This window comes from Aeromonas sp. QDB18, assembly GCF_027705325.1.
In the GTDB taxonomy this organism is placed as follows: domain Bacteria; phylum Pseudomonadota; class Gammaproteobacteria; order Enterobacterales; family Aeromonadaceae; genus Aeromonas; species Aeromonas caviae.
This window is the reverse complement of the sequence record NZ_JAPDBQ010000009.1, coordinates 30,073-56,267: the sequence shown is the minus strand read 5'-3', so window position 1 is coordinate 56,267 and position 26,195 is coordinate 30,073. Positions and strand designations below refer to the sequence as shown.

Sequence of the window (26,195 nt, the reverse complement as noted above, 5' to 3'; positions counted from 1 at the left end):
GTGGTGTGTTTGGAGACAGCCAGTTTACCAGCACCCTGTCTGTCAACTTCCACTTCCCCAAGATCCCGCGAAGAACCATAAAAAAGGCACCCGATGGGCGCCTTTTTCAGAATTCTTCAGAAGCAAGATTACTTCTTGGAGGTCAAGCCACCGAAACGCTTGTTGAACTTGTCTACGCGGCCGCCGCTAGAAACTTCTTTCTGCTTGCCGGTGTAGAACGGGTGGCACTCGGAGCACACGTCCAGGTTCAGATCTTTACCGATGGTAGAGAAGGTGTTGATGACGTTACCGCAAGAGCACTTGGCGGTGATGGCTACGTAGTCAGGATGGATACCAGCTTTCATGGACAACCTCAATTATCAGGCCGTGTCGCCATCCGATCTCTTGTCGGACACCACACGATTGTTGAACACAGTTTCAAAGGCTGCGAATAATATAGGAAACGCCTGAGATCAGGCAAGTGGCTTCGCAGAAAAAATAGGCAACCCCTGGTGAATTCTTCCCAAACGCTGGATCTGGTTCGTGTGGCTGTGCCGGTGCCGTTACGCCGTCATTTCGACTATCTCTCTCCCCTGCCCTTGCCTGCCCCCGGTTGCCGGGTCGAGATCCCGTTCGGCCCGCAGACCTTGGTCGGTCTGGTGGTGGATCACCCGACCGAGAGCCTGGTCCCCCGCAACAAATTAAAGCCCTTGAAGAGGGTGCTCGACAGCGCCCCCGTGCTGGGGCCCGACATTCTGGCGCTGATGGCCTGGAGCGCCGGTTACTACCAGCACCCGCTGGGGGAGGTACTGCCCCACGCCCTGCCGGTGCTGGTGCGCAAGGGGGAGCCCGCCGCCTATCGGGAGCTGGAGTTCTGGTTTGCCACCGATGCGGGCATGGCCATCGACCTCAACGAGCTCAAGCGGGCGGCCAAGCAGCAGCAGGCCCTCGCCCTGCTGCGCAAGGGGCCGCAGACCCCCTCCGCCCTCAAACAGGAGGAGATCCAGAGCGCGGCCCTCACCGCGCTGGAGAAGAAGGGACTGCTGGAGAAGCGCTCGCTGGAGCCGAGCCATGATGGCGACTGGGCCACCCGCTTCGAGCCGGGTGAGGGGCTGCGCCTCAACGGCGAGCAGGCGCTGGCGGTGGCCGCCGTCACCAGCCAGAGCAACAAGTTCGGTGCCTTCCTGCTGGACGGCATCACGGGCTCCGGCAAGACCGAGGTTTACCTCAGCATCCTCGAGCCCCTGCTCAAGGCGGGCAAGCAGGCGCTGGTGATGGTGCCGGAAATTGGCCTCACCCCCCAGACCATCAACCGCTTCCGGCGCCGCTTCAACGTGCCCGTGGTGGCGATGAACTCCGCCATGAACGACAGGGAGCGGCTCGATGCCTGGCTCGCCTGCCGCGACGGCGGTGCCGCCATTCTGATCGGCACCCGATCTGCGGTGTTCACGCCGTTCAAGGACCTCGGCATCATCATCATCGACGAGGAGCACGACGGCTCCTTCAAGCAACAGGACGGCTTTCGCTACCACGCGCGGGATCTGGCAGTGATGCGGGCCCATCGCGCCGGCATTCCCATCCTGCTTGGATCTGCCACCCCGTCGCTGGAGACGCTGCACAACGCCCGCAGCGGCAAGTATCACCACCTCACTCTCACTCGCCGCGCCGGCAACGCCCAGACCGCTCGCCAGGTGATCCTCGACATCAAGAACGTGCGGCTGCAGGCGGGCCTCTCCCCCCAGCTGGAACAGCTGATGGCAGAGCACCTGGCGGCGGGCAACCAGGTGATGCTGTTTCTCAACCGCCGTGGCTATGCCCCGGCTCTGATTTGCCACCAGTGCGGCTGGAGTGCCGCCTGCGAGCGCTGCGACGCCTGGTACACCTGGCATCAGGCCGGGCGACGGCTGCACTGCCACCACTGCGACAGCGTGCGCCCGTTGCCCCACCACTGTCCCGAGTGTGGCAGCAGCGAGCTCATCGGCTCCGGGGTCGGCACCGAACAGCTGGAGCAACTGCTCGGCACCGTGTTCCCGCAATATCCGGTGGTGCGCATCGACCGGGACAACACCCGCCGCAAGGGGGAGCTGGAGACGCACCTCGGCGACATCAAGGCGGGCAAGTACAAGATCCTGATCGGCACCCAGATGCTGGCCAAGGGCCACCACTTCCCGGATGTAACCCTGGTAGGGCTGCTGGATGTGGATGGCGCCCTGTTCAGCGCCGATTTTCGCGCCGCCGAGAAGCTGGCCCAGCTCTACACCCAGGTGGCGGGCCGGGCTGGTCGCGCCAGCAAACCGGGGCTGGTGGTGCTGCAGAGCCACCATCCCGAACACGCCCTGCTGCAGGATCTGACCCAGAACGGCTATGGCCACTTCGCCGACACGGCGCTGAAAGAGCGCCGCCTGCTGGGGCTGCCACCGTTCAGCCATCAGGGGCTGTTTCGGGCCGAGGCCAACGGCCGCGACGAGGTACAGCTGTTCCTCAGTCGTCTCGCCGATACCCTGCGCAGCGCCCGCTATCCCCAGGTGCAGGTGCTCGGGCCCATCAGCGGCTTCATGGAGCGCAAGGCGGGCAAGTTTCGCATGCAGCTGCTGGTGCAGGGGCCCAGCCGGGCACCACTGGCCCAGCTGCTCGACTGGGCGGTGAAGGAGCTGGAGGGGTGGCCCGAGACCAAGCGGGTGCGCTGGAGCCTGGATATCGACCCCACGGAACTGAACTAGCGCGGCTCTGCCAGCACGGCCTCCGCCAACACCCTGGCCTGTTCCAGAGCCAGGGGCTGCTGATAGCTGTGGGCCATCACCACGGCCCCTTCCAACAGCAGGCATAACCCGGTGGCCTGCACCTCGGTGCATTCGAGGGCCTTCCTGACCCAGTTCAGCAACGCACGCTTGTGGGCCACCACCAGCTTGCGCACCGGGTGGCGAGGATCGGAGAACTCGGCGCTCGCGTTGATGAAGTTGCAGCCGTAGAAGTCGCTGCGGCCAAACCAGTCCGCAAAGCCATCGAGCAGTGCCAGCAACCTGGCCTCCCGTCCCGACACCCCATCCATCCTGGCATCGAGCAGGGCAAAGAACTCCGCATCCCGTGCCATCAGCACCGCTTCGATCAAGACATCCTTGGTGGGGAAGTGGCGATAGAGGGTGCGTTTGGTACTGCCCGCCTCGGCCCAGATGCGATCGATGCCGGTGGCGTGAAAACCGTGACGATTGAACAGCCGATAGGCTGTCGTCATCAGCTGTTGCCGTTTGTCGCTCATGGTGACTTTCCTCTTGAAGTACACCGATCTGTCTACCTAATGTCGCAGGCTGGATCAAGTGATCCGGCACAGACAAGGAGACAGGAGATGGAAACAAGACGATGGCGAAGTGCCTGGCTGGCAGGGCTCGGTGCCTGCCTGGCCATAATGTTGCTCGGCTGGCTGGACATGAGCTGGCAGTCGACCCTGTTGATGGCACCGTTCGGGGCAAGCTGTGTGCTGCTCTTCTCCCTGCCGGACAGTCCGCTGGCCCGTCCGCAGAACGTGCTGGGAGGCCACCTGTTATCGGCCACCGTGGGGTTGGTGGTGCAATTGCTACCGCTACCGATGGAACTCAAGCTGGCGCTGGGTGTGGGCCTGTCCATTGCACTCATGCAGGGACTGGGGCTGATCCACCCCCCTGCCGGAGCCAATCCACTGTTGATCCTGCTCACCACCCAGTCCTGGCCTTTCCTCTGGCAAACAGTGCTGCCCGGCGCCTTGCTGCTGATCATGGTGAGTCATTGCGCCAGGCGGCTGCAAACGTCACGGCTCACACCCACATAAACAACGAGGGGGCCAAGGCCCCCTCGTTGTTTAATAGCAAGGCAAAGATGGCTTATTCGGCAACCTGGGAGACCCCGGTCAGGCGCACCTCGACCCGGCGATCCGGGGCCAGGCAGGCGATCATCTGCGCCTTGGCGCCATCCGGGCAGCTGCCCCCGGTCACGGGCGAAGACTCTCCCCGCCCTTCGGCACGCACCTTGTCGGCAAACAATCCCTTGGCGATGAGATAATCCGCCACCGTGCGGGCACGCTGTTCGGAAAGGGACTGGTTGTAGGCCTCCGAGCCGATGCGGTCGGTATGACCGATCACCGTCGCCACCCCGTCTTTCGGATTGGCTGCCAGGATCTGGGCAAACAGGTTGTCGAGGGCCTGACTGGCGGCTGGCTTCAGGGTCGCCTTGTTGAACTCGAACAGCACATCGGAATCCAGGCTGAACTGCTTCTCCACCAGCACGGGGGCCGGGGCGGGCGCAGGTTCGGGCGCAGGCGTTGGTGCCACCGGCTCGTCGCCGATCTGGCCGAAGCGATAGAGCATGCCGACCGACAGCAGGCCGTTGTCCATCTCGATGCCTGACTCGTCGAGGGAAGTCTTCCCAAGGGGGGTGGTGTACTGGTATTCGAGGCGGGCGGCCCAATCCTTGTCGATGGCGTATTCGACCCCCAGCGCCCCGACAAAGGCGGCACCATGATATTTGTTGCCCTCATGGGATTCGGAGAGGCTGCTGGTGCCATCGCTGGCCCTGACGTTGAGTGAGCTCTCGGTCCAGGCATAGGCCCCCCCGAGACGGCCGTAGATATCCAGTGCCGAGGTTGCAGGCAGGATAATCTTCATGGTGGCCTGCACCATCTGGGCCTTGGCCTCGCCATCGAGTGCGAAATCAACCCCGTTGCCCGAGTAGTGCTTGTCCACCTGATACTTGCCGAGCCAGTCATAGCCGAGCTCAACCGCCACGTTTCTGTTCACCTGATAACCGGCAAACAGCCCCAGACCGAGATCATCGCTGTTCTCGTTCACCTTGGTCGCATCGAACAGCTCTTCGACCTGAGCGTTGTAATCCACCCCGTAATAATTTGACCAGCCGGCCTTGCCGCCGACATACCAGGTGTTGTCCTGGGCGGCAGCCTGCACCGTCCCTGTTGCCATCAAAGCGCCGATCAGGACGGCGAGCATAGATCTGTTCATGGATGAGCCCCTGCAATGAATTGTTATGACGCGGCTGCGTCTCTCTTCCCTGACGGGGCCCTGAACCCAAGCCCCGCATTCAGATTATCCCATCTGCAACCAGCCTCAAACGACCAGGGTCTCAGGAGTGTGATATTGGCGACATTATCAGCCACCGTGCCCCCAATCATGGGGGCCGGCGCGTTGCCCATAAAAAAACGAAGAGCCGGGCTCTTCGTTTTTCATCTGGCAAGGGGATGGCTCACTGGCTGCCCTGGCTCGCCAGGAACAGGCGGTAGGCGGGATCCTCGCTCACCTCTTTCCAGCCGTAGCCAATCTCGTGCAGGTAGTCGTGGAAGGCGGCCACGTCCTCGTCCGGCAGCTCGAACGCACAGAGCACCCGGCCGTAGTCGGCACCGTGGTTGCGGTAGTGGAACAGGCTGATGTTCCAGCGACAGCCGAGGGTCTCCAGGAAGCGCATCAGGGCCCCCGGCTGCTCCGGAAACTTGAAGCTGTAGAGCCGTTCACCGAGGGGCCGGGCCGGGCGGCCGCCAATCATGTAGCGCACGTGGTTCTTGGCCAGCTCGCTCTCGGTCATGTTGACCACCGGGTAGCCGTTGCCACCGAGCTGATCGATGATCTGGCCGAGCTCCTCGTCACCGCCGGTGAGGCGCACCGAGACGAACAGCGACGCCTGCTCCGCGTCCGCATAGCGGTAGTTGAACTCGGTCACCATGCGGGGCCCCAGCTGACGGCAGAAGTCGAGGAAGGCCCTCTTGCGCTCGGGGATGGTCACCGCCAGCATGCCCTCGCGCTTCTCGCCGATCTCGCAGCGCTCCGACACGTAACGCAGGCTGTGGAAGTTGACGTTGGCGCCGGACAGAATGGCCGCCATCCGCCCCCCTTTCACCTGCTCCCGCTCGCTGTAGGCCTTGAGGCCGGCCAGCGACAAGGCCCCCGATGGCTCGGCGATGGCGCGGCAGTCATCGAAGATGTCTTTCAGTGCGGCGCAGATCTGGTCGTTGGAGACGGTCACCACCTCGTCCAGATACTGGTTGCACAGCCGGAAGGTCTCCTCACCGATGCGCTTGACCGCCACCCCGTCCGCAAACAGCGAGACCCGGTCCAGATTGACCGGCTCGCCAGCCGCCAGCGCCGCCTTGAGGCAGGCGGAGCCCTCCGCCTCCACCCCGATCACCTTCACATCCGGCAGCAGCTGCTTGATGTAGACCGCCACCCCGGCGGCCAGGCCGCCGCCGCCCACCGGCACGAAGACGTGGGTGAGGTGGGTATCCTGCTCCAGCAGCTCCTTGCCGATGGTGCCCTGCCCGGCGATCACCTCGACGTCGTCAAACGGCGGGATCAGGGTGTAGCCCTCCAACTCGGCGAGGCGGCGGCTCTCGCCGTAGGCCTCATCGAAGCTGTTGCCAAACAGCATGACGTTGCCGCCCTGACGGCGCACCGCGTCGATCTTGATGTCCGGCGTGGTCTTGGGCATCACGATGATCGCCTTGATGCCGAGCTTGGCGGCCGACAGGGCGACCCCCTGGGCGTGGTTGCCGGCAGAGGCGGCGATGACGCCGCGTTCTTTCTGCTCCTGGGTCAGGGTGGCGATCTTGTGGTAGGCGCCGCGCAGCTTGAAGGAGTGAACCGGTTGCAGATCCTCCCGCTTCAGGCTGACGTGATTGCCAAGCCGCTCGGAGAGTTTCTTCAGGGTTTGCAAGGGGGTGACCCGCGCCGCCTCGTAGACGGGGGAGAGCAGCACCTTGCGTAGATAATCCGCCGCAGAGACCATGGTTTATACCCCCGTCTCGTGGCGAAGGGCGCGCAATGCGCCCATATCATGACAGTTCATTCTCTCACTCCCCCAGCAGGGTGCGATCGCGCACCGCGCCCTTGTCGGCGCTGGTGGCGAACATGGCGTAGGCGCGCAGGGCAAAGGAGACCTCGCGCTGACGATCGACCGGCTTCCAGCCACGGGCAGAGACGGCGGCGCGACGGGTGGCCAGCACGCTGTCGGCCACCTCCAGCACCATGCTGCGGGCCGGGATGTCGATGTTGATGATGTCGCCATCCTCTACCAGACCGATAGTGCCGCCAGAGGCCGCCTCCGGGGAGACATGACCGATGGAGAGACCCGAGGTACCGCCGGAGAAGCGACCGTCGGTGATGAGGGCACACGCCTTGCCCAATCCCATGGATTTCAGATAGGTGGTGGGATAGAGCATCTCCTGCATGCCGGGGCCCCCTTTCGGGCCCTCGTAGCGGATCACCACCACTTCACCGGCTTTCACCGTGCCGTCCAGAATGCCGCTCACCGCGCTCTCCTGGCTCTCGAATACCCGGGCCGGGCCGCGGAAGGTGAGGTTCTCCTCGTCCACCCCGGCGGTCTTGACGATGGCCCCGTTGAGGGCGAGGTTGCCAGCGAGGACCGCCAGGCCACCTTCCTGGCTGTAGGCGTGATCGAAGGAGCGGATGCACCCCTCGGCGCGGTCCAGATCCAGCTCGGGCCAGCGGCAATCCTGACTGAACGCCTTGGTGGTACGGATGCCGGCAGGGCCTGCACGGTAGAAGTCGTGAACCCCCTTGTCATTGCTGCGGCTGACGTCATATTCGGCCAGCAGCTCCACCAGGGAGGTGCCCAGCACGTTGCGGGCATCGCCGTGCACCAGGCCCGCTTTTTCCAGCTGACCCAGGATGGCGACCACGCCGCCGGCGCGGTGCACATCTTCCATGTGGTACTTCTGGGTGGAAGGCGCCACCTTACACAGCTGGGGCACCTTGCGGGACATGCGGTCGATGTCGGCCATGGTGAAGTCGACGCCCGCCTCCTGGGCTGCCGCCAGCAGGTGCAGCACGGTGTTGGTGGAGCCGCCCATGGCGATGTCGAGCGCCATGGCGTTCTCGAACGCCGCCTTGGTGGCGATGTTGCGCGGCAGTGCCGAGGCATCGTCCTGCTCATACCAGCGCTTGGCCAGAGTGACGATACGCTGGCCCGCCAGCTTGAACAGCTGCTCGCGGTCGCTGTGGGTTGCCAGCAGGGAGCCGTTGCCCGGCTGGGAGAGACCCAGTGCCTCGGTCAAGCAGTTCATGGAGTTGGCGGTGAACATGCCGGAGCAGGAGCCGCAGGTGGGGCAGGCGCTGCGCTCGATCTGATCGCTCTGTGCATCGGAGACCTTGGGGTCGGCGCCCTGGATCATGGCGTCCACCAGATCCAGCTTGATGATCTGGTCGGAGAGCTTGGTCTTGCCCGCTTCCATGGGACCGCCGGAGACAAAAATGACCGGGATATTGATGCGCAGGGCAGCCATCAGCATCCCCGGGGTGATCTTGTCGCAGTTGGAGATGCAGACCATGGCGTCGGCACAGTGGGCGTTGACCATGTACTCCACCGAGTCGGCGATGAGTTCGCGGGACGGCAGGGAATAGAGCATGCCACCGTGGCCCATGGCGATGCCGTCATCCACGGCGATGGTGTTGAACTCCTTCGCGACCCCGCCAGCCGCCTCGATTTCGCGGGCGACCAGCTGGCCCAGATCCTTGAGGTGGACGTGGCCCGGCACGAACTGGGTGAAAGAGTTGACCACGGCGATGATGGGCTTGCCGAAATCCTGATCGGTCATGCCGGTGGCACGCCAGAGGGCGCGGGCCCCGGCCATGTTACGTCCGTGGGTGGTGGTGGCGGATCTCAACTTCGGCATTGTCTCTACTCCCTGAATGCCCCTGGGGCGCATTGTCTTTCAACATGAATGTGTGATTCGCGGATCGGGAATCGATCCTGGTGAAGGCACCTCGGGGAGCCTTCACCGGAAGCGACTCGGGGAGGCGTGACGCCTCCCCGCTATCATCAGTCGTTGACCGGCGTCAGCCAGCCCCACTTGTCTTCGGTCTTGCCGTTGAACAGGCCGAAGAAGGCGTTCTGCAACTGCTCGGTCACCGGGCCACGGCAACCGGCGCCCACCTTCATCCGATCCACCGAGCGCACCGGGGTCACCTCGGCGGCGGTGCCGGTCATGAAGATTTCGTCTGCGACGTACAGCGCTTCACGGGGCAGCGCCTGCTCGCGTACCTCGTAACCCAAGTCGCGCGCCAGCGTCATGATGGTGTCGCGGGTGATGCCGGGCAGGATGGCGGCGGTGGCGGGCGGGGTGAACAGCACGCCGTTCTTCACCAGAAACAGGTTCTCCCCCGCCCCTTCGCTCAGATAGCCGTTCACATCCAGCGCCAGCCCCTCGGCGAAGCCGTTGCGCTTGGCCTCGCGGCTGATGAGCTGGGAAGAGAGATAGTTGCCCCCCGCCTTGGCACCGGTCGGGATGGTGTTGGGAGCGAGCCGGTTCCAGGAGGTGACGCACACATCCACTCCGTTTTTCAACCCCTCTTCACCGAGGTAGGCGCCCCAGGGCAGGGCCGCGACCATGAGGTCGGCCTTGGCATCCAGCGGCGGATGCAGCCCCAGCCCCACGTTGCCGACAAAGGCCAGCGGGCGCAGGTAGCCGCTCTTCAGGCCGTTCTCGCGCACCACGGTGCGGCAGGCTTCATTCACCTCAGACTCGCTGTAGGGGACGTCCATCCAGTAGATCTTGGCGGAGTCGAACAGGCGGCGGGTGTGCTCCTGCAGGCGGAAGATGCAAGTCCCCTTGGGAGTGTCATAGGCCCGCACCCCCTCGAACACCGAGGATCCGTAGTGCAGGGCATGGCTCATGACATGCACCTGGGCATCCTGCCAGGGGACCAGCTTGCCGTTGAACCAGATGTATTGGGGGTGGGCGGCGGATTGGGAAGGCTGTGACATTGGCTTGGCTCCTTAAGCTCTGATCCGGGGTTGCTGTTCCAGTGCATCGACCCGGGAGACATCCACCAGCTTCACCAGCTGGCTCCACAACTGCTGGATGGGACGTACCGATTCGACAGTAACCGTGATCCGCAGCTGTTGGCAATCCTGCTCCATGTTGAGGGCGCAGAGATTGAAACCGCGGTGACGGACCACCCGCAGCACCCGTTCCATCACTTCGGGTCTGGGTTGGGCATGGATTTCCAGGGTGCTGGTATTGAGCTGGTTCATGGGCGTTGCTCCATCATCTTGTGGTTGGCGACTCCTGGCGGAACCAGGGGCCAGACATTTTCTTCCTCTGAAATAGCCACATGCAGCAGATAGGCACTCTCGCTCGCCAGCAGGCGATCCAGTGCCGGACCTATCTCTTCTTTACATGTGATGGTCTCGCCGGGGATACCGAAGGCGGCAGCCAGGGCGACGAAATCGGGGTTGTCGGACAGATTGGTCTCGCTGTAGCGACCGTCGAAGAACAGCTCCTGCCATTGACGCACCATGCCGAGGCGCTGGTTGTCCAGCAGCACCATCTTCACCTTGAGCCGGGCGCGGCGGATGGTGCCGAGCTCCTGCACGTTCATCATGAAGGAGCCGTCACCGCTCACCAGCACCACCTCGTCATCGGGGCGCGACATCTTGGCGCCGATGGCGGCGGGCAGGCCGAAGCCCATGGTGCCGAGGCCGGCACTGGACAGGTGGTTGCGCGGGCTGGTGAAACGCATGTGCTGGGCCACCCACATCTGGTGCTGACCCACGTCGCAGGCCACCACGCTGGTCTCCGGCAGCTGGCTTGAAAGCTCTTTGAGCAGGGCCGGGGCGTAGATGGCCTGACCCGGATGGTCGTAGCGGAAGGCGTATTCCCGAGCCATGGTGGCGCAGTGCTCGCGCCAGGGGTCGAGGGTCAGCGTCATCGCCAGGGCGGGCAGCACACGCTTGAGATCCGTGGTGATCCCCACATCGGCGGCGCGACGCTTGCCGAACTCGGCGGCGTCCACATCCAGGTGGATCACCTTCGCCTCGGGGGCAAATTCCTCCAGCTTGCCGGTCACCCGATCATCGAAACGGGCGCCTACCACCACCAGCAGATCGCACTGCTGTACCGCCAGGTTGGCGGCCTTGGTACCGTGCATGCCGAGCATGCCCAGATAAACGGGGCTGTCGGGGTCGAGGGCACCTATCCCCTTGAGGGTGGTGACCGCCGGCATCCCCGTGGTGGCGGCAAAGTCGCGCAGCTGCTGCTCGGCATTGGCCATGCCCACCCCGCCGCCGACGTAGAGTACCGGACGCTCAGCACCGGCCAGCAGGGTACGGGCGACCGTCAGTTCGGCCGGATTCAGGGGTTCGGGTTCCTCCACTGCAAACAGCGGGCTTTGAGAGGGAACGGCGGCCAGCTGCACATCCTTGGGCAGGTCGATGAGCACGGGACCCGGACGCCCTTCGGTGGCGATGGCGAAGGCTTCGGCAATGACCCGTCCCAGATCCGCCGGGTCCGTCACCATGAAGGAGTGCTTGGTGCAGGAGAGGGACATGCCGAGCACGTCCACTTCCTGAAAGGCATCGGTACCGACGGCGGCGCAGGGCACCTGGCCGCTGATGGCCACCAGCGGTACCGAATCGAGCAGTGCCTCCGCGAGGCCGGTGACCAGGTTGGTGGCGCCGGGGCCAGAGGTGGCGATGCAGACCCCCACCTGACCGGAAGCGCGGGCATAACCCACCGCAGCCATGGCGGCACCCTGCTCGTGGCGGCAGAGCTGATGGGCCAGGCCACCGTCATACAGGGCGTCATAGACCGGCATGATGGCCCCGCCCGGGTAACCAAACACCTGGGTCACACCCTGTTTCTTGAGAGCCTGTACCAAAAACTGCGCGCCGTTCATGTGGAAAATCCTGTCCTTTGGTCGAAAAAAAACCCCCGGGCCGTGAGGCTCGGGGGTCGCTTGTTTCGTTCTGTCCGGTGGTGGGTCTATCCCTTGTTCCGTGCAGCCAAACGAGCCCCGAGCGGTGAGATAATAATCACCACTAGGACCACAATAATGCTGACGAAACGGGAGGCCATGTTCATAGTTACAACCGGAAATCCTGTGAAATGGGAGCGGAGCTTGCCGCGAATGGCTATTAGAACTAGCACGGTGATTTTTATTGGGCAAGCACTTTTTACCTGACAAGACTCTGATTTTGACTGCTCTGAAACCTGACAACTGGAACAAAAAACTAATTAAAAACGGTTAACCAGCATATACATCAAACCAAGGACGGTATTTATGTCATTAGCTGTTGTTTATAGCCGTGCCAGCCTGGGGATAGCGGCGCCGCAAGTCACGGTGGAGGTGCACCTCTCCAACGGCCTGCCCGCCTTCAACATGGTGGGGCTGCCGGAAACCTCGGTGAAGGAGTCGCGGGATCGGGTGCGCAGCGCCCTGCTCAACGGCAATTTCGAGTTCCCGAGCAAACACATCACGGTCAACCTGGCCCCTGCGGATCTGCCCAAAGAGGGGGGTCGCTTCGACCTGGCCATCGCCATCGGCATTCTCGCCGCATCCAAGCAGATACCCGCAAGATACCTGCTCGATCACGAATTTTTAGGGGAATTGGCCCTGACGGGCGAGATCCGCCCCGTGCTTGGGGTGCTCCCCTCGGTGCTCGCCTGCCGCGACGCAGGGCGCACCCTGCTGGTCCCACGGGAGAACGGTCCGGAGGCTTCCCTCATACAGGATGCCGAGGTGCGCACCGCCCACCAGCTGCTGGCGGTCACCGCCTGGCTGGCGGGCCAGTACGAACTGCCGCTGCCGGAACCCCAGAGCGCGGAGACCCTGCACGACGTGCCGGATCTGCAGGATGTGATCGGTCAGTCCCAGGCGAAGCGGGCGCTGGAGATCGCCGCAGCTGGCAGCCACAACCTGCTGTTCATCGGCCCCCCCGGCACCGGCAAGAGCATGTTGGCCAGCCGTCTGCCCGGCATTCTGCCACCGCTGAGCGAACAGGAGGCGCAGCAGACCGCCGCCATCCACTCCATCGGCGGCCTCACCCCCCGCGCCGGCCACTGGCACCACAGGCCGTATCGCACGCCCCATCACAGCGCCTCGGCGGTGGCGCTGGTGGGCGGGGGTACCCATCCCAGGCCTGGCGAAATTTCCCTTGCCCACAACGGGGTCCTGTTTCTGGATGAACTGCCGGAGTTCGAGCGCAAGGTGCTCGATTCCCTTCGCGAACCGCTGGAGACCGGGCACATTACCATCAGTCGTGCCGCCCGCCAGGTGGATTTTCCCGCCCGCTTCCAGCTGGTGGGTGCCATGAATCCCAGCCCCTGCGGCCATTATGGCGACGGCCAGACCCGCTCCAGCCCGGATCAGATTCTGCGCTATCTGGGCAAGCTCTCCGGCCCCTTTCTCGACCGGTTCGATCTGACGGTAGAGGTCCCGCTCTTGCCCAGGGGGAGCCTGACCGGCAAGGCGGAGCGGGGGGAATCGAGCCAGCAGATACGCGAACGGGTGCTGGGGGCGCGAGAGCGCATGCTGAGTCGCAGCGGAAAACTCAACAACCTGCTGGATAGTCGTGAAATCGAAGATGTTTGCAGATTATCGCCACAGGATGCCGAGTTTCTGGAAGGTGCCATCCAGAAGCTGGGGCTCAGCATCCGGGCCTGGCACCGCATCCTGCGGGTATCGCGCACCATCGCCGATCTGGCGGGACACGTCACCATCGAGAGAGCGCATCTGATCGAAGCCCTGGGCTATCGTGCCATGGATAGGCTGTTGTCGCGGCTGCGCGGGGGCCAGTGAGCGGGGGAACGACAGCAGCCACCACCCGACCCGGAAAGGGCGCCACCATGGTCTAGTCGTGGGCCGGCTGATATTATGGCAACAGATCTGACCACTTGGTTGCCATCCACCGATACGAAGACGGATTCCACCATGCCCAACAAGCTGATAGAGCGACTGCGCGGCAGCCTCTCGACCCTGCTCTATTTCATCAACACCCTGTTCTGGTTTGTCCCCGTCCTGCTGCTTGGCCTCATCAAGCTGCTGCTGCCCTTCCAGGGGGTGCGACGTCTCTGCAACACCCTCCTGGACGGCTGCGCCACCCACTGGATAGGTTTTAACAATCTGATCCAGAAAACCATCATCAACACCCCTTTCGATGTGGTCGGAGTGGACAAAGGGCGCCGGAATGAGTGGTATATGGTGATTGCCAACCACCAATCCTGGGTCGACATACTGGTATTGCAGCGGATTTTTAATCAAAAAATCCCCTTCCTGAAGTTTTTCCTCAAGAAAGAACTGATTTGGGTACCTTTTCTCGGTCTGGCCTGGTGGGCGCTGGATTTCCCATTCATGCGGCGTTATTCCCGAAAATTTCTGGAAAAGCACCCACATCTGAGGGGAAAAGACATAGAAACCACGCGCAAGACGTGTGTCCGTTTCCGCCATATGCCGGTGAGTGTGATGAACTTCGTGGAAGGGACCCGCTTCACCGTCGGCAAGCACGACAGGCAAGGGGCACCCTATCGTCATCTGCTGCACCCGAGAGCAGGGGGCATCGCCTTCACCCTGGCGGCCATGGGGGATCAACTGCACAAGCTGGTGGATGTGACCATCGCCTATCCCGGCGGCGTCCCCAGCTACTGGGACTTCATGTGTGGTCGGGTCAAGGAGATCAAGGTTCGGGTCCGCTTTCTGCCGATCGAACGCAATCTGGTGGGGGATTACTTCAATGACCCCGAGTTCCAACAAGAGTTTCAACAGTGGTTGAACGGGATCTGGCACGAGAAGGACCAGACCCTGGATAAGCTGCTGGCGGACAAGACGCAGTAAGACACTCATGCCAAACCTGCTCCCGGGCCCCCTGGTGCTGTTCATCAGCGCCGGCCTGACCATACTGTTTACCGCCCTGTGTGCCAGCCTGATCCTGCTGGTTTCTCTGGCCAAACTGCTGCTGCCCGTGCCGGCCTTTGGTCGCGCCTGCAGCCGGCTCAACAATCGCTTCATGGGCCTGTGGCTCGGTTGCAACGCCCTGGTGATCCGCCTCACTACCCGCATCGACTGGCAGATTGAGGACAATACCCGGCTGCGCAAGGATGGCTGGTATCTCATTATCAGCAACCACATGAGCTGGACCGATATCGTGGTGCTCGGCCACCTGTTTCGCAATCGGCTGCCGGTGCCCAAGTTCTTCATGAAGCACGAGCTCATTTACATCCCGCTGCTGGGGCTCGCCTGCTGGGGGCTGGACATGCCCTTTATGCGCCGCTATTCGAGAGAGTTTCTGTTAAGAAATCCGCATCTGCGGGGCAAGGATATCGAGACCACCCGCAACGCCTGCGAGAAGTTTCGCCACATACCCACCACCGTCATCAACTTCGTGGAGGGGACCCGCTTCACCGATCAGAAGCGCGAGGCCGCCCGCTCCCGCTATCGCCATCTCATGCCCCCCAAGGCGGCAGGACTCGCCTTCACCCTGGCAGCCATGGGCGATCAGTTCGACAGCCTGATCAACGTCACCATCAGCTACCCGGACAACCCCGACACCCCCTTCAAGGATTTCCTGATGGGGAAGATGAAGCGCATCCGGGTGCGGATCGAGGAGCTGCCGGTGGACGAGCAACTGGTGGGGGACTACTTCAACGACAAGCAGTTCAAACGCGGTTTCCAGGAGTGGCTGAACGCACGCTGGAAGGAAAAAGACGACGTGCTGGCGCAGTGGCAGGCGGCCGATGCGGCGGCTCAGACCGATCCGCAGGCAGCCAAGGCGAGCGCCGAGGCCAGCTCGGGCAGCTGATCCTCGCTGAACACCGCGATGCCATGGCGGCGCAGCAGGGCGGTGGTCTTGCCCTCGCCCGCCACCGAGACCCCTTCGAAGCGGCCGTTGTAGATACGGCCGCTGCCGCAGGAGGGGCTCCCCTCTTTCAGCAGGGCGAAGCGAATGCCCTGCTGCTGGCAGAGCGCCAGCGCCAGGGCGGCGCCGCGATCGAACTCGGTCGTCACATCCAGCCCGCTTTCGGTGACTACAGACTCACCCTGCCGCTCGGCGGGTGGTCGCGGGGTCGGCAGCCCCCCCGCCACCTCGGGACAGAAGGCCAGCACCCGCCCCTCGGCGCCCAACTCGGACAGCCAGTCGCTGATGATGCCCTTGCTGCGGCCGTCGTAGCGCACCGGCTGGCCCAGTAGACAGGAGCTGACTAAGATTTTTTCCTTCACACCTGTGCCTTATGAATTTTATTAAAGCCAACCCACCCGGTACTTTTTGCTGTTTCAACAATGAAATCCATATCTATTAGATCGCCATCGGGCAGTAGCTCTTCACTAATTTCTATAGAGCCATAAAAGCACTGTTCATGGTCTGCCCATCCGACAGCAGCAAGAGTGTAAACTTGCATTCCTTCATGCAAACGAAGCCCTGAAAATGGTGCGAAAGGCAAGTTAAGCTCTTTGGAACCACTGCAAAAACAGGTCTTATCTACATCCCGCACAATTAATGAAAGCTTCACTTTGTAATTCATAGCAATAGCGCTCTCTTCATGCCTCAGCCCCGTTCATCACCTGATCGAACATCACGCAGCAGGGGCTCTCCAGCCGGTAGAGAATGGCGGGCCGCTGCTTGCCGGTACGCTTGCGGCCGGTGTCCGTCAGGATGTCGGCCCGGTGGATCCGCTTGCGAAACGCCGCCGTGTTCATGGGGGTCTGCAGGATGATCTCGAAGGCGCGCTGCACCTCGGAGAGGGTGAACTCCGACCCCAGCAGGTGCAGCGGCAAGGTGCTGTAACGGCTCTTGATGCGCAGCCGCTCCAGCCCCATGGCGATGAGCTGGGGATGGTCGAAGGCGAGTTGCAGGTTGGGCAGGTCATCCAGAGGGTGCCAGCAGCCGCGCACGGCGCCGGCCTCGGGCTCCGCCAGGCACAGGTAGACGAGGGTGGTGGACCAACCCCGGGGATCCCGCTCCAGGTTGCCGAGGGTGCAGACCTGCTCGCTGTAGCACTGCGCCAGCCCCCACTGCGCCAGCAGGCGGTGGCGGGCGGCATCCAGATCCCGATCCCGGGTCTCGTCGATGCGCAGGGCCGGCAGCTGCCAGCAGTGGGCAAAGGGGGGGCGATCCCGGGTTTCGAGGAGCAGTTCGAGCCGCTCCTCGCGCAACCGCAGCACCACCATATCCAGACTCATTCTCGGCATCCTGGTCGACCTGCTCGCCTTCTAATAATGTTTGGTAGATAATATCACAAGAATATTATGTGCAGGAGTCACCCATGGGAACCATCGCCAGCCTGGATATTGATGCGCAGAAGGGGTTTACTCCGCTCTGTCCGAACGAGCTGCCCGTCGCAGGCGGGGATGATATTGTGGCGGCGCTCAACGCCCAGGCCGCCCTCGCCACCCTGCGAGTCGGCAGCAAGGACGCCCACCCCGCGAACGCTGCCTGGGTCGTGAGCGAGCCGGCCGCCATGCTGCAACCGCTGGATCTGCCCAACGCCGACCTCACCTGGCCGGCCCATTGCGTGCCGGGCACCCCTGGCTTCGAGCTGCTCGACGGCCTGCCCGCCCCCATCGACTACGACTTCTTCGTCTGGAAGGGGGTCGAGCCGGATCTGCACCCCTATGGCGCCTGCTACCACGACCTCGCCGAGCGTCGCAGCACCGGGCTCATCGAGTTCCTGCAGGCCCGCGGCGTCGCGACCGTGCTGGTCGGCGGCCTCGCCACCGACTACTGCGTCAAGACCAGCGTGCTGCAACTGCTCCGCGCCGGCTTCCGGGTCATCGTCCACCTCGATGCCTGCCGCGGCATCGCCCCCGAGACGATCGCCCAGGCCCGTGCCCAGATGATCGAGGCCGGCGCCGAGCTGGCCCAGACCCTGGCCGATGTACAACGCCTGCTGGACGCCTGATATGCCCCCGATCCTCAACAGCCTGCTCGACACCGATGCCTACAAGCTGCACATGCAGCAGGCTGTGTTCCATCGCTACCCGGATGCCGAGGTGGTGGCCGAATTCCACAGCCGCAACGAAGAGGATCTGCTGCCCATGATGGGCGAGATCGAGGAGCAGCTGCGCCTCGCCGGCTCCCTGCGGCTGACCCGACCCGAGCTCGATTTTCTGGCCGAGCGCCCCTTCTTCACCCCGGATTATCTGGATCACCTGCGCCGCAAGCCGCTGGATGCCTCCCTGCTCAAGGTGTTCGAGCAGGATGGCCGCATCAATGTGCGGGTCGAAGGGCCCTGGCAGGACGTCATCCTGTGGGAGATCCCGGTGCTCGCCATCATCAGCGAGATGCGCAACCGCTTCCGCTACCCCCAGTTCGGCGTCAGCCAGGCACTGGAGCGGCTCGACCAGAAGATCGACAAGCTGGAACGGGAGCTGAGCCGGGAGGAGATGACCGAGTTCAACCTCATCGACTTCGGCACCCGCCGCCGCTTCTCCCATGCGGTGCAGGATGCCGTGGTGGGCCGCCTCCAGGATCGGCTGCCGGCGTTTCGCGGCACCAGCAACTACCAGCTGGCCCAGAAATACCGGCTGCCGGCGGTGGGCACCCAGGCCCACGAGTGGTTCCAGGCTCACCAGCAACTCGGCTTCCCGCTGGAACTCAGCCAGCGCGCGGCCCTCACCAGCTGGCTGGACGAGTTCACCAACCACCTCGGCATCGCCCTGACCGACTGCATCACCATGGATGCCTTCCTGCGCGACTTCGACTTCGAGCTGGCGAGCCGATATCAGGGGTTGCGCCACGACTCCGGTGACCCCGTGGTCTGGGGCGAGAAGGCCATCAGCCACTACCAGCGCCTCGGTATCGATCCCGCCACCAAGACGCTGGTCTTCTCCGACGGCCTCGACCTCGACAAGGCAGTCCGGCTGTTCCGCCACTTCAGTGGTCGCATCAACACCAGCTTCGGCATCGGCACCAAGCTCACCTGCGATCTGCCAGGCGTCACCCCGATGAACATCGTCTTCAAGCTGATGGAGTGCAACGGCGGCCCGGTCGCCAAGATCTCCGACAGCCCGGGCAAGACCCTGTGCCGGGACGCGGACTTCATCCGCAACCTCAAGCAGGCCTTCCACGTCGGGGTATAAGACGCCTTTTTGAGTGTCCCATCTTGCGCACTGCGCCGATGGCCCCCTACCATGACTCACCTGAAAGGTCCGGCCCCCGTCGCAATGCTGTTCACTTAAGAGAATTTGAGTTCCAGTCCACGTAGTATCAGGGCTAAAAAATGAGGGAGGCATGATGCCTCCCTCTTTCTATTGCAAGCCACGCTGGATAAAGGCTGAAGGAACATCGACTGGAAACAGCCTTGCTCCCCCAACTCAAGTCGCATTTATGAATAATTAGTCAAAAATGTGCTTATCTGAACAGCATTGCGGCCCCCGTCGGACCTTTCGCTTGTTCGAACGCCAGACCACAAGGAACCACTCATGACCTCCAGATGGATATTCGCCCTCACCACCCTGCTCGCCAGCCTGAGCGCCGTCGCCGCCGAACCGCTGCGGGTCTCCGCCATCCCGGACGAAGCCCCCACCGAGCTGCAGCGCAAGTTTGCCCCCCTGGGTGACTACCTGGCCGAGAAAACAGGCCGCGAGGTGGTGTTCGTGCCGGTCAACGACTACGCCGCCGTGGTCGAGGCGCTGGCCGCCGGCAAGCTGGACATGGCCTGGCTCGGGGGCTTCACCTATGTGCAGGCACACCGCCGTGCCGACAAGGTGGTACCCCTGGTGCAGCGTCAGGAAGATGCCCAGTTCACCTCCAAGTTCATCGCCAATGCCGACAGTGGCATCAAGACCCTGGCCGACACCAAGGGCAAGGACTTCGCGTTCGGCTCCCCCTCCTCCACCTCCGGTCACCTGATGCCACGCCACTTCCTGGCCGAGCAGGGCATCAACCCGGAACGTGACTTCGCCCACGTCGCCTTCTCCGGCGCCCACGACGCCACCGTCGCCTGGGTCGCCTCCGGCAAGGTGCCGGCCGGTGCGCTCAACGCCTCCGTGTGGGAGAAACTGGTGGAAGAGGGCAAGGTCGACACCACCAAGGTCAAGGTGATCTGGACCACCCCGACCTACTTTGACTACAACTGGACAGTACGCGGTGATATGGATCCGGCCCTGCAAGAGAAGATCAAGCAAGCCTTCCTCAGCCTGGATCCGGCGGTGCCCGCCCAGGCCGAGATCCTCAAGCTGCAACGCGCTACCCGCTTCATCGAGACCAAGCCCGAGAATTACCTGGGCATCGAAGCCGCCGCCACCCAGGCCGGCCTGCTGAAGTGATCGCCGTCGCGCTGGACGGGGAAGGATTGCGGCTCGGCCAGAGCCGCATCCTGCAGCCGTTCAACCTGCAGATAACGGCAGGCGAGTGCGTGGCCATCATAGGGCCGAGCGGCGCGGGCAAGACCAGCCTGCTGCGGCTGCTCGGCACCGAGCTGCGCGGCGAAGGCAGGCTCACCCTCTGGGACCAGGAGCCCTGGACCCTCTCCACCCGGGACCGCCAGCGGCTGCGCAGCCGGATCGGCATGGTCTGGCAGCAACCGCCGCTGCCCGCCTCCCAGCAGGTGGTGACCGCCGTGCTGGCCGGCCGGCTCGGTCAGTGGTCCCTCGGCCGTTCCTTACTCTCCCTGCTGCGCCCCTGCGACCCCGAAGGCGCGCTAGCCGAGCTGGCGCGCCTCGGCCTCGCCGACAAGTGGCAACAGCGCTGCGGCGAGCTCTCCGGTGGCCAGTTGCAGCGGGTCGGCATCGCACGGGTGCTCTATCAGCAGCCGGATCTGATCCTGGCGGACGAGCCCGTCTCCGCCCTCGATCCCGTGCTCGCCCAAGGCAGCCTGGATGCCCTGCTGGCACAGGCCCGCGCCCGGGGCAGCACACTCATCGCCAACCTGCATGCGGTCGAGCTGGCGCTCGGCCGTTTCCCCCGCATCATCGGCCTGCGGGAGGGGCGAGTGCTGTTCGACTGTCCGGCGGCGGCCGTCACCCCGGCCATGCTGGCCGAGCTCTACGCCGGTGATGACGAGGCGGCGGCGTGTTCAATTTGACTAGCCGCTGGCGCCATCCCCTGCCCTGGTTGCTGCTGCTCATCGGCTACAGCCTGTGGCAACAGGCCGACGGCTGGCTCGGCCTGTTCGACGGCCAGAGCTGGCGGCAGATGGGCAACTTCCTCGCCACCAGCTGGCCGCCCCGCATGGATCGGGACTTCCTCGTCCTGACCCTGACCGCGACCCTGGAGAGTCTGGCGGTGGCGACATTGGGACTGGCGGGCGCCCTGCTGCTCGGCGTGCCGTTCGCCCTGCTCGGCTCCCGCGCCCTGTCGCTGGCCGAACTGGGGCCGGTGCCCAGCCCGCTGCGCGGCGCCTTGCGGGCCCTCTCGCGCCTCGTCGCCATCGTGCTGCGCAGCCTGCCCGAGCTCATCTGGGCGCTGCTGTTCGTGCGTCTGTCGGGGCTCGGGCCGCTCGCCGCCATCCTGGCCATCGCCGTCAGCTACGGCGGCATGCTGGCCAAGGTCTACAACGAGATCATGGAGAGCGGTGCCCTGCAACCGGCCCGCGCCCTGCTGCTGGGCGGTAGCGGCCGGCTGCAGGCGCTCTGGTACGGCGTGCTGCCTGCGGTGCGTCAGGAACTGCTCTCCTACACCGTCTACCGCTGGGAGTGCGCCCTGCGCGCCTCCGTCATCATGGGCTTCGTCGGCGCCGGCGGGCTCGGTCAGCAGCTCGAACTCTCCCTGCGCATGTTTGCCGGTGGCGAGGTGGTGACCCTGCTGCTGGCCTTCATCCTGCTGGTGACGCTCGCGGATGGCCTCAGCGCCTGGCTGCGCCACAGCCGCTCCCCCGGCCTGCTGTTGCTGATCTGCCTGGGGCTGGCCGCTGTCCTCGCGCTGTATCAGCTCGACTGGCGCATGCTGAGCTTCTCACTGGGGGGCCTGGGCACCTTCCTGGGAGAGTTTTTGCGACCGGACTGGTCATGGCCCTTCCTCAAGACAGTGGCTATGGGCCTGCTCGATACGGTGCAGATGGCGCTGCTAAGCACCCTCTTCAGCGCCCTGCTGGCCCTGCCGCTGGCCTGCCTCGCGCGCCACTGCTGGCCGCTGCGGCTGCTGTTCAACCTGCTGCGCTCCGTGCCCGAACTCATCTTCGCCAGCCTGCTGGTGATCGCGGTCGGACTGGGGCCGGTGGCGGGCATACTGGCGCTGACCCTGCACACCACCGGGGTGCTGGCGCGGTTGTTCGTGGAGACCCTGGAGAACGCGGATCCCGCCCCTCGCCTCGCCTTGCAGCTGAGCGGGGCCGGCCCTACGGCCTGCTTCTGGTACGGGGTGTTCCCCCTGGTGGCGCGCCAGTGGCTGGCCTACAGCCTCTATCGCGGCGAGATGAACCTGAGGGCCGCCACCATACTCGGCGTGGTTGGCGCCGGCGGCCTGGGACAGCAGCTCTATGTCTCGCTCAGCCTGTTCCGCTACGACCAGACCGCCACCCTGCTGCTGGCCATACTGCTGCTGGTCTGGCTGGCGGAGGCCCTCAGCCGCCGCACCCGTTTGCCTCGCCCGGCCCCCAGCCAGCGGGATTGCCAGATCTGAGGCCCGCCTTGCATGGCCCTGATAAACAAAAAGCCCGCCGGTTTGCACCGGCGGGCTTTTTTTCACGAGGTCAGTCTGGATCAGTCTTTCTTCGCCAGCAGGAATTGCACCAGCTGGTTGAACTGTTCCTGGGAGGTGATGGATTCGATTTTCACCATGTACTTGCCGTTCACCAGGAAGGCCGGCACGCCGCGCACGTTGTAGCTCTCGGTGTTGCGGTCGAACTGGGAGACCATGCCGGAGACGGCGAAGCTGTCGACAGCACCGTCGAACTCCTCAGCCGGCACGCCATTGTCCACGAAAACCTGCTTCACGTCGGCGCGGCTCTGGGGGATCTGGCGCTGGGTGTGGATCTTGTCGAAGATGGCCGGGGTCAGCTTGCCTTCGACGTTCAGCAGATTGGCGACGGCGTAGGCACGCTGCATCTCGGGGCCCATTTCACGGCCCAGGAAGGCCACCGGGTTCTTCTTCATCGGCACGCCTTCCGGCAGGCTCTTCTTCAGATCCTCGGCAATCGGCTCGAACTTGGCGCAGTGCGGGCAGAAATAGGAGAAGAACTCCATCACTTCCGGCTGGGCGCTGCCGGTCTGGCTGACCACGTCATAGTTGACACCTTCCTTGAATTGCGGGGCGGCGTGAACCATGGGGATCATCAGCATGGCAGCGAGGAAAAATAGTACTTTTTTCATGACGTTTCCTGTTAAGGGATCACTGTGAGGCACGCCCGGCGAACCGAAGCAGTCCAAGCCTATTGCCTCACCCTCGTGCCGTCAATGGCAAAGGCAGACAGGCGGGACCGCCATCCCGCCTCCCACGGGCACCTTGCCGCTGTGGCAATGGTACGGGCGACACCACCAACGGACGCCCCGTGGCGTGGCGATCTGCCGGGTTCGCGCCCCTACCACTGCGGCATCAGGCTGAGCGGCGGGGCCTTCAATGCCTCGAGCTGATCATGCAGGGTCGCAATCTGCTGGCGCCAGTAGTGTTCGGTGTTGAACCAGGAGAAGTGGCGGGGGAAGGCGGGATCTTCCCAGCGTCTTGCCAGCCAGGCCATGTAGTGGACGATGCGCATGGCACGCAGCGGCTCGATGAGCGCCAGCTCCCGCGGGTCGAACTCCATGAACTCCTCATACCCCGCCAGCAGGGTATCGAGCTGGATCTGCTGCTCATGACGCTCCCCGTTCAGCATCATCCAGAGATCCTGGATGGCGGGGCCGGTGCGGCAATCGTCGAGGTCGACAAACAGGGGGCCGTCACGCCACAGGATGTTGCCCGGGTGGCAGTCCCCATGCAGGGAGATGCGCGCCACATCCAGGGTCATGGCGTTGCATACGTGCCGGATCAGCTCGTCCAGCACCCCGAAGAAGGACTTGGCCAGCCCGCTCGGCAACCACTCGCCTGCCGCCAGCAACTGACGCGGCTCGTGCAGCATGCTCTCCACATCCAGCGGAACCCGGTGATGAAAGGCATGGCTGGCACCGACGCTGTGGATGCGACCGAGGTAACGCCCCACCCACTCCAGCTGGTCCAAGTTGTCCACCTCGAACTGGCGCCCCCCGACGCTCTGCCAGATGGCAAACGGGTAGCCCTGATGCTCCAGCAGGGTCTCGCCGGCAAAGGCAATGGGAGCGGCGACCGGGATCTCAGTTTCACAGAGGCGAGCGGCAAACGCGTGCTCTTCCAGGATCTGTGCCCGGCTCCAGCGACCGGGGCGGTAGAACTTCACCACGTAGCGACGGCGATCCTCATCCTGGAACTGATAGACGCGGTTCTCGTAACTGTTGAGCTCGATAAGGCCGGAATCGATGCGCAAGCCGCTGAGATCGATGGCATCCATGATGAGATCGGGATTGAGGTCGGAATAGTTGAAACGCATGTCATCCACCATAGAAAAGGGGCGCTGTTGCACCCCATTCTATCACCACTGTCTGCCGTTGCCGTGCATGGCGGTGCGCCTTGCCGTCACAACCTGCTGATAAACTTGCTCGTTTGGCGCAAGGTCCCCTTGCTGTCGTCCGGCGCCGCGCCTTCCCGCTTGAGCACGAACTGGACGTCCAGAGTGGGGCGCTTCAGGTTGAAGGGATCCACCGCCAGGCTCACCGGCAGGGTATAGATCTCGCCCGCCTTCAGTGTCACCTCGCGGGGTCCGAACCACTGGTACTCCGGCAGCCCTTCCACGTCCAGCCGGTAGGTCTGGGAGTTCAGGGTCTTGTTGAGGATCTTCAGGGTATAGGTGTTCTCGATGAGCCCCTCGCTGTTTTCCCGGAACAGCTGGTTGCGATCCCGCAGGATGTCGAGCCCCATGGGCATGATGGACATGGCGTTGTAGACGAAGACCCCCAGCATGACGACCATCACCAGGCCATAGCCAATCAGCTTGGGCCGCGCCACCTGGGTTTCACTGTGGGCCAGCTTGTGCTCGGTGGTGTAACTGATGAGCCCTTTCGGATACCCCATCCGCTCCATGGTCTGGTCGCAGGCGTCGACACAGGCGCCGCAGTTGATGCACTCGTACTGCAGACCGTCACGGATGTCGATACCGGTCGGGCAGACCTGCACGCAGAGGTCGCAGTCGATGCAGTCCCCCAGCCCCAGAGCCTTGGGATCGGCCTTGCGACCACGGGCGCCGCGGGTCTCGCCACGCTGGCTGTCATAGCCGACGATGTAGGTGTCCTTGTCGAACATGGCGGACTGGAAGCGGGCATAGGGGCACATGTGGATACACATGATGGCGCGCATCCAGCCGGCGTTGCCATAGGTGCAGGCGGCAAAGAACAGCACCCAGAAGATGACCCAGCCTCCCGCCTGCAGGGTGAAGAAATCGGGCACCAGCTGGAACACATCCTGGAAGTAGGCGACGAAGGTCAGCCCCGTGCCCAGCGACAGCAGGATCCAGGCCAGGTGCTTGGTGCCCTTCCGGGCCAGCTTCTCGCCGCTCCAGGGCGCCGCATCCAGCTTGCGACGCTTGTTGGCGGCCCCTTCCAGCTTCTCCTCGAACCAGATGAACAGGAAGGTCCACACCGTCTGGGGACAGAGGTAGCCGCACCAGACCCGGCCCAGGAAGGTGGTCACAAAGAAGAGGGCGAAGGCCGCGATCATGAAGACCCAGGCCAGCAGGGTGAGATCCTGCGGCCAGATGGTGGCACCGAAGATATGGAACTGCTGGTGCTCCAGATCGAACAGCACCGCCTGACGGCCGTCATAACGCAGCCAGGGCAGGAGGACAAAGAGCGCGACGAAGAACCAGCCCATGGCCTTGCGCACCCGCTGCCAGTAGCCGGTCTGGGAGCGGACATAGATGCGGTTGCCGGGGTTGAACCTGTCATCTCCCGCCTTGAAGGTGTTGGGATTGAAAGTCCCGGTGACGTCACCGGTCACATCCTTGATGTCGATCTTGTCCTTGTCGGCCATTGCAACACATCGCTCCACTCATATTGTTATGAAAGCGATTATATCTTAAACAACCTGCTAATTGTGTGGGTTAAATGTATCTATAGTTCGAGTCCCGTCGCAATTTCAGGCAACAAAAAAGGCCCATAGCCAGTTGACTATGCGCCTTTTCACAGATTCTCTTGAAACCTTTCTCTGATGGCGATGTGACGCCCGGATTACTTGATGCCGCGGGCCTTGAGCAGGGCTTCCTTGAAGTCGGGCACGTGATCCTTGGCCAGCCCCGGGATCATCGCCTGCTTGTCGGATTCCCGCATCTTGAGGTGGTAGATCAGCATGTCGTCGGTCAGTGCGGACAGCGGACCGTCAAATCCCGCCTCCTCGGCCAGTTTGGCAACAAACTGCACCAGGCTGAGATCCTGCTCCTTGATCCAGGCAGGCTGCAGCAGTTCCAGCAGCTCTTCGATACGATGACATTGCATAGACGACCTCTTTAATCT

25 protein-coding genes are annotated in these 26,195 nt (G+C 63.4%); 10 read left to right on the top strand and 15 right to left on the bottom strand.

What is annotated here, in order from left to right; translation table 11 throughout:
• Positions 1-128: 128 nt before the first annotated feature.
• Entirely contained in the window at positions 129-344 is a 216-nt protein-coding gene (rpmE, locus tag OKC30_RS03295) for a 50S ribosomal protein L31 (protein WP_010676078.1), read from the bottom strand.
• 147 nt (positions 345-491) lie between these two features.
• Here rpmE and priA point away from each other — a divergent pair, with 147 nt between their 5' ends.
• Positions 492-2,699 (top strand): primosomal protein N', encoded by a 2,208-nt coding sequence (gene priA / locus OKC30_RS03290; protein WP_160836754.1) that lies wholly within the window; start codon positions 492-494, stop codon positions 2,697-2,699.
• Here the strand turns inward: priA and OKC30_RS03285 are convergent.
• Positions 2,696-3,235: a TetR/AcrR family transcriptional regulator gene (locus OKC30_RS03285; protein WP_160836756.1), complete on the bottom strand. Its 540-nt coding sequence runs from the start codon at positions 3,233-3,235 to the stop codon at positions 2,696-2,698. The genes priA and OKC30_RS03285 overlap by 4 nt on opposite strands.
• Positions 3,236-3,322: 87 nt before the next feature.
• Here OKC30_RS03285 and OKC30_RS03280 point away from each other — a divergent pair, with 87 nt between their 5' ends.
• Positions 3,323-3,781 carry an HPP family protein gene (locus tag OKC30_RS03280; RefSeq protein ID WP_010676081.1) on the top strand — a complete coding sequence of 153 codons (459 nt, stop codon included), beginning with the start codon at positions 3,323-3,325 and terminating at the stop codon, positions 3,779-3,781.
• A gap of 52 nt (positions 3,782-3,833) precedes the next feature.
• Here OKC30_RS03280 and ompA read toward each other — a convergent pair whose 3' ends face one another.
• The 6 genes from ompA to ilvG all read right to left on the bottom strand — a co-directional run bounded on the left by ompA (position 3,834) and on the right by ilvG (position 11,648).
• On the bottom strand, positions 3,834-4,964 hold the full coding sequence (ompA, locus tag OKC30_RS03275) for a porin OmpA (protein ID WP_048209598.1): 1,131 nt from the start codon (positions 4,962-4,964) through the stop codon (positions 3,834-3,836).
• A 241-nt stretch (positions 4,965-5,205) separates the two neighbouring features.
• Complete coding sequence (ilvA, locus tag OKC30_RS03270; protein ID WP_160836758.1) at positions 5,206-6,738, bottom strand: threonine ammonia-lyase, biosynthetic; 1,533 nt, start codon at positions 6,736-6,738, stop codon at positions 5,206-5,208.
• A gap of 64 nt (positions 6,739-6,802) precedes the next feature.
• Positions 6,803-8,644: a dihydroxy-acid dehydratase gene (ilvD, locus tag OKC30_RS03265; RefSeq protein WP_160836760.1), complete on the bottom strand. Its 1,842-nt coding sequence runs from the start codon at positions 8,642-8,644 to the stop codon at positions 6,803-6,805.
• Between the two features lie 146 nt (positions 8,645-8,790).
• Positions 8,791-9,735: a branched-chain amino acid transaminase gene (locus tag OKC30_RS03260; protein ID WP_039039680.1), complete on the bottom strand. Its 945-nt coding sequence runs from the start codon at positions 9,733-9,735 to the stop codon at positions 8,791-8,793.
• Between the two features lie 12 nt (positions 9,736-9,747).
• Positions 9,748-10,005 (bottom strand): acetolactate synthase 2 small subunit, encoded by a 258-nt coding sequence (gene ilvM, locus OKC30_RS03255; protein ID WP_010676086.1) that lies wholly within the window; start codon positions 10,003-10,005, stop codon positions 9,748-9,750.
• The gene (ilvG, locus tag OKC30_RS03250; protein ID WP_160836762.1) at positions 10,002-11,648 is read right to left on the bottom strand and encodes an acetolactate synthase 2 catalytic subunit; all 1,647 of its coding nucleotides are present in this window, start codon (positions 11,646-11,648) and stop codon (positions 10,002-10,004) included. The genes ilvM and ilvG overlap by 4 nt, the downstream gene beginning before the upstream one ends.
• Positions 11,649-12,032: 384 nt before the next feature.
• Between ilvG and OKC30_RS03245 the strand changes: the two genes are divergently transcribed.
• The 3 genes from OKC30_RS03245 to OKC30_RS03235 all read left to right on the top strand — a co-directional run bounded on the left by OKC30_RS03245 (position 12,033) and on the right by OKC30_RS03235 (position 15,546).
• Positions 12,033-13,550: a YifB family Mg chelatase-like AAA ATPase gene (locus OKC30_RS03245; protein ID WP_270661548.1), complete on the top strand. Its 1,518-nt coding sequence runs from the start codon at positions 12,033-12,035 to the stop codon at positions 13,548-13,550.
• 132 nt (positions 13,551-13,682) lie between these two features.
• The gene (locus OKC30_RS03240) at positions 13,683-14,582 is read left to right on the top strand and encodes an acyltransferase (RefSeq protein WP_160836766.1); all 900 of its coding nucleotides are present in this window, start codon (positions 13,683-13,685) and stop codon (positions 14,580-14,582) included.
• 7 nt (positions 14,583-14,589) lie between these two features.
• Complete coding sequence (locus tag OKC30_RS03235; protein ID WP_045522722.1) at positions 14,590-15,546, top strand: acyltransferase; 957 nt, start codon at positions 14,590-14,592, stop codon at positions 15,544-15,546.
• Here OKC30_RS03235 and OKC30_RS03230 read toward each other — a convergent pair.
• The 3 genes from OKC30_RS03230 to OKC30_RS03220 are packed head-to-tail and all read right to left on the bottom strand — an operon-like array spanning position 15,492 to position 16,934.
• A complete protein-coding gene (locus OKC30_RS03230) occupies positions 15,492-15,965 on the bottom strand; it encodes a DUF523 domain-containing protein (RefSeq protein ID WP_160836770.1) in 474 nt (157 codons plus the stop codon). The genes OKC30_RS03235 and OKC30_RS03230 overlap by 55 nt on opposite strands.
• A complete protein-coding gene (locus tag OKC30_RS03225; protein WP_143236902.1) occupies positions 15,962-16,267 on the bottom strand; it encodes a hypothetical protein in 306 nt (101 codons plus the stop codon). The genes OKC30_RS03230 and OKC30_RS03225 overlap by 4 nt, the downstream gene beginning before the upstream one ends.
• A 16-nt stretch (positions 16,268-16,283) precedes the next feature.
• Positions 16,284-16,934 carry an NUDIX hydrolase gene (locus tag OKC30_RS03220; protein ID WP_104454977.1) on the bottom strand — a complete coding sequence of 217 codons (651 nt, stop codon included), beginning with the start codon at positions 16,932-16,934 and terminating at the stop codon, positions 16,284-16,286.
• Positions 16,935-17,008: 74 nt separating this feature from the next.
• On the opposite strand from OKC30_RS03220, the gene OKC30_RS03215 reads away from it, so the two are divergent.
• The 5 genes from OKC30_RS03215 (at position 17,009) to phnE (ending at position 22,305) form a co-directional block, all read left to right on the top strand.
• Entirely contained in the window at positions 17,009-17,644 is a 636-nt protein-coding gene (locus tag OKC30_RS03215; RefSeq protein WP_043153394.1) for a nicotinamidase, read from the top strand.
• A 1-nt stretch (position 17,645) separates the two neighbouring features.
• Positions 17,646-18,824, top strand: a complete 1,179-nt coding sequence (gene pncB, locus OKC30_RS03210) for a nicotinate phosphoribosyltransferase (RefSeq protein WP_104452104.1) — start codon at positions 17,646-17,648, stop codon at positions 18,822-18,824.
• A 342-nt stretch (positions 18,825-19,166) separates the two neighbouring features.
• Positions 19,167-20,012, top strand: a complete 846-nt coding sequence (locus tag OKC30_RS03205) for a putative selenate ABC transporter substrate-binding protein (RefSeq protein WP_043153390.1) — start codon at positions 19,167-19,169, stop codon at positions 20,010-20,012.
• Positions 20,009-20,770, top strand: a complete 762-nt coding sequence (locus OKC30_RS03200) for a phosphonate ABC transporter ATP-binding protein (protein ID WP_160836772.1) — start codon at positions 20,009-20,011, stop codon at positions 20,768-20,770. Before OKC30_RS03205 ends, OKC30_RS03200 begins: the two co-directional genes overlap by 4 nt.
• Positions 20,758-22,305, top strand: coding sequence for a phosphonate ABC transporter, permease protein PhnE (gene phnE, locus OKC30_RS03195; protein WP_109112443.1), 1,548 nt, complete (start codon positions 20,758-20,760; stop codon positions 22,303-22,305). Before OKC30_RS03200 ends, phnE begins: the two co-directional genes overlap by 13 nt.
• A gap of 80 nt (positions 22,306-22,385) precedes the next feature.
• Here phnE and OKC30_RS03190 read toward each other — a convergent pair whose 3' ends face one another.
• The 4 genes from OKC30_RS03190 to OKC30_RS03175 form a co-directional block, all read right to left on the bottom strand.
• On the bottom strand, positions 22,386-22,994 hold the full coding sequence (locus OKC30_RS03190) for a thiol:disulfide interchange protein DsbA/DsbL (RefSeq protein ID WP_043153379.1): 609 nt from the start codon (positions 22,992-22,994) through the stop codon (positions 22,386-22,388).
• Positions 22,995-23,203: 209 nt separating this feature from the next.
• Positions 23,204-24,193 carry a serine/threonine protein kinase gene (locus tag OKC30_RS03185; RefSeq protein WP_160836790.1) on the bottom strand — a complete coding sequence of 330 codons (990 nt, stop codon included), beginning with the start codon at positions 24,191-24,193 and terminating at the stop codon, positions 23,204-23,206.
• A 74-nt stretch (positions 24,194-24,267) separates the two neighbouring features.
• Positions 24,268-25,716, bottom strand: a complete 1,449-nt coding sequence (gene ccoG / locus OKC30_RS03180; RefSeq protein ID WP_160836776.1) for a cytochrome c oxidase accessory protein CcoG — start codon at positions 25,714-25,716, stop codon at positions 24,268-24,270.
• Between the two features lie 197 nt (positions 25,717-25,913).
• On the bottom strand, positions 25,914-26,177 hold the full coding sequence (locus tag OKC30_RS03175; RefSeq protein ID WP_010676098.1) for a YihD family protein: 264 nt from the start codon (positions 26,175-26,177) through the stop codon (positions 25,914-25,916).
• Positions 26,178-26,195 lie beyond the last annotated feature (18 nt).

Bases quoted from the DNA above. Each gene is read 5' to 3' on its own strand.
- rpmE (WP_010676078.1), bottom strand. From the start codon at position 344: ATGAAAGCTGGTATCCATCCTGACTACGTAGCCATCACCGCCAAGTGC.
- OKC30_RS03285 (WP_160836756.1), bottom strand. From the start codon at position 3,235: ATGAGCGACAAACGGCAACAGCTGATGACGACAGCCTATCGGCTGTTC.
- OKC30_RS03280 (WP_010676081.1), top strand. From the start codon at position 3,323: ATGGAAACAAGACGATGGCGAAGTGCCTGGCTGGCAGGGCTCGGTGCC.
- ompA (WP_048209598.1), bottom strand. From the start codon at position 4,964: ATGAACAGATCTATGCTCGCCGTCCTGATCGGCGCTTTGATGGCAACA.
- ilvA (WP_160836758.1), bottom strand. From the start codon at position 6,738: ATGGTCTCTGCGGCGGATTATCTACGCAAGGTGCTGCTCTCCCCCGTC.
- ilvD (WP_160836760.1), bottom strand. From the start codon at position 8,644: ATGCCGAAGTTGAGATCCGCCACCACCACCCACGGACGTAACATGGCC.
- OKC30_RS03260 (WP_039039680.1), bottom strand. From the start codon at position 9,735: ATGTCACAGCCTTCCCAATCCGCCGCCCACCCCCAATACATCTGGTTC.
- ilvM (WP_010676086.1), bottom strand. From the start codon at position 10,005: ATGAACCAGCTCAATACCAGCACCCTGGAAATCCATGCCCAACCCAGA.
- ilvG (WP_160836762.1), bottom strand. From the start codon at position 11,648: ATGAACGGCGCGCAGTTTTTGGTACAGGCTCTCAAGAAACAGGGTGTG.
- OKC30_RS03245 (WP_270661548.1), top strand. From the start codon at position 12,033: ATGTCATTAGCTGTTGTTTATAGCCGTGCCAGCCTGGGGATAGCGGCG.
- OKC30_RS03240 (WP_160836766.1), top strand. From the start codon at position 13,683: ATGCCCAACAAGCTGATAGAGCGACTGCGCGGCAGCCTCTCGACCCTG.
- OKC30_RS03235 (WP_045522722.1), top strand. From the start codon at position 14,590: ATGCCAAACCTGCTCCCGGGCCCCCTGGTGCTGTTCATCAGCGCCGGC.
- OKC30_RS03225 (WP_143236902.1), bottom strand. From the start codon at position 16,267: ATGAATTACAAAGTGAAGCTTTCATTAATTGTGCGGGATGTAGATAAG.
- OKC30_RS03220 (WP_104454977.1), bottom strand. From the start codon at position 16,934: ATGCCGAGAATGAGTCTGGATATGGTGGTGCTGCGGTTGCGCGAGGAG.
- OKC30_RS03215 (WP_043153394.1), top strand. From the start codon at position 17,009: ATGGGAACCATCGCCAGCCTGGATATTGATGCGCAGAAGGGGTTTACT.
- pncB (WP_104452104.1), top strand. From the start codon at position 17,646: ATGCCCCCGATCCTCAACAGCCTGCTCGACACCGATGCCTACAAGCTG.
- OKC30_RS03205 (WP_043153390.1), top strand. From the start codon at position 19,167: ATGACCTCCAGATGGATATTCGCCCTCACCACCCTGCTCGCCAGCCTG.
- OKC30_RS03190 (WP_043153379.1), bottom strand. From the start codon at position 22,994: ATGAAAAAAGTACTATTTTTCCTCGCTGCCATGCTGATGATCCCCATG.
- OKC30_RS03185 (WP_160836790.1), bottom strand. From the start codon at position 24,193: ATGGTGGATGACATGCGTTTCAACTATTCCGACCTCAATCCCGATCTC.
- ccoG (WP_160836776.1), bottom strand. From the start codon at position 25,716: ATGGCCGACAAGGACAAGATCGACATCAAGGATGTGACCGGTGACGTC.
- OKC30_RS03175 (WP_010676098.1), bottom strand. From the start codon at position 26,177: ATGCAATGTCATCGTATCGAAGAGCTGCTGGAACTGCTGCAGCCTGCC.